General features: G+C 53.6%; 1 protein-coding gene and 1 pseudogene. Both read left to right on the top strand.

Features of this window, described 5'->3' with window-relative positions:
* Positions 1 to 488, top strand: a pseudogene (locus AC2FFE_RS20850) (hypothetical protein); the annotation flags it as partial.
* A 206-nt stretch (positions 489 to 694) separates the two neighbouring features.
* Positions 695 to 1648 (top strand): autoinducer binding domain-containing protein, encoded by a 954-nt coding sequence (locus tag AC2FFE_RS20845; protein WP_496847607.1) that lies wholly within the window; start codon positions 695 to 697, stop codon positions 1646 to 1648.
* The last annotated feature ends 73 nt before the right edge of the window (positions 1649 to 1721 follow it).

Genomic DNA, 1721 nt, shown 5'->3' with positions numbered 1-1721 from the left:
AAGCCTCGGAACCAGATTGTTCTGGCTCCGGGCCTGACGGCCCTTCGCATTGCTCAGAAAGCAATCATCCAACAGATCCGGCGGGGCGCAAGGCCCAAAAGCTGCCTCGGGTGAACAATCGTATTCTCTATGACCTGGCTTCACCCGAGCTGCGCATGCATATCGATATTGCTGGTGGTGGCGATCAGAATCCCAACCCATCGCTTTATGCTATCGAGACCGGCATTTGGTCCCGGCTGTCTGAGATTGGCACCAATATTTTCGCCTGGCATGAGGCAATCAATCGACTGACCCTCATGGGCGCGATCCTGGCTGGAGTGATCACAGACGCAAGGCTGAGTGATCCGAAACTGCCACAAGTCGTCAATCCAGGAGGATATCTTCGCGGTATGGTTCAAGCAGATGAACGCGGAGAATTGAACCTGATTTCCAGTTTCATGGGGCTGTTGGCACGAAGAGCGCGGGAGGAAGACCATGGGCTTCGTTAGGGCGGAAAGGATGTTTCACAACCCGATGGGCATTGCGTCGCTCGCCTTGCAAATCAACATCTCCAATCGGCGGTTTCCGATCTGTTTCCGTCTTCTGGACAGAACTGTATTCGCATCTGTGATTGGCTACGGGAAATCCCGAGTGGTTTGTTCAGCTTTAGGTTGCTATGCGGCCTCAACGGCAGCGCGGAACAGAAAGACGGTCTATGAAGATCGCAGATATTGGCAGGTCAGAACTGGATTTCCGGCAAACCGGGGAGGCACGCCTCCAGGAGATTTGCAGCAGGTTTGGATTTGAGAATGCGTCTTATGCCCATGTCGACAAGTCGCAAAACATCGTTCACGGCTGCACCACGTTTCCGGAAGAATGGACGAGGCATTACATTGAAAACGACCTGATCCTGGCCGATCCCCTCATTCGGTTCGGCGCCACCATGATCGCTCCGATTGATTGGACAGCATTCGACAACCAGACTGACTATGCAGCGCTTTTTGAAGCTGCCAGACGGTTTGGCGTTGGCCGCAACGGCCTGACTATTCCGGTCATTAATCCTTTTGGTGAGCGCGGCGTGTTTACCGTCACATCCAATGCGCCTCGTGCCGAATGGGAGGCATTGATCGCGACAATGCTCCCTGCCTTGCGCCACGAAGCCCAGATACTGCACCTGCTCGCGCTGGACGTCATTGAAACGGTCTTCAACTTTCCATCGGATTCCTTGTCTGGTGATGAGTTGGATGTTCTGAAGATGCTTGCGTCAGGATTGATACCGTCTGTCATTGCCAAACAGACGGGAAACCCCTCTCGAACGGTGGATGCGCAGATATCTTCGATCACCACCAAGCTGAAGAGCCGGACGATCGAACAAGCGGTTGCGCGAGCTGTCAGTACAGGATTTCTCAAGTGGAGCGATTTCTTTGCAGACCCGGTGGCAGAACTGGTCGATATCGAACATCGGACGCTCTGCGGCGGGATCGTCCGTTGGTCCGGCAGAACACACGAATTGATCGCATTTGAAGAAGGCCGACTTGTGCGAAGTCTCGATAGCTTCCAATCAGTTCAGGTCGAAGATCTGGTTGCGGAATTTGGCCTTAACCCAGCTGACATTGACGAAGTCGTCGGAGATTCAGACGATCAAGCCCTGTGGATCAGATACCTGTGAACCAGGCCGGCGGCGCCCCTCTTCGCACTGTATCAGGGTGTGGATGTGAAGACTTCACATAATTGAAAATTAC

It is taken from the genome of Ruegeria sp. YTSA168 (assembly GCF_059610045.1).
This window is presented reverse-complemented; position numbering and strand designations above follow the sequence as displayed.

Excerpts from the sequence above, each read along its gene's own strand:
- AC2FFE_RS20845 (WP_496847607.1), top strand. The coding sequence starts at position 695 with ATGAAGATCGCAGATATTGGCAGGTCAGAACTGGATTTCCGGCAAACC.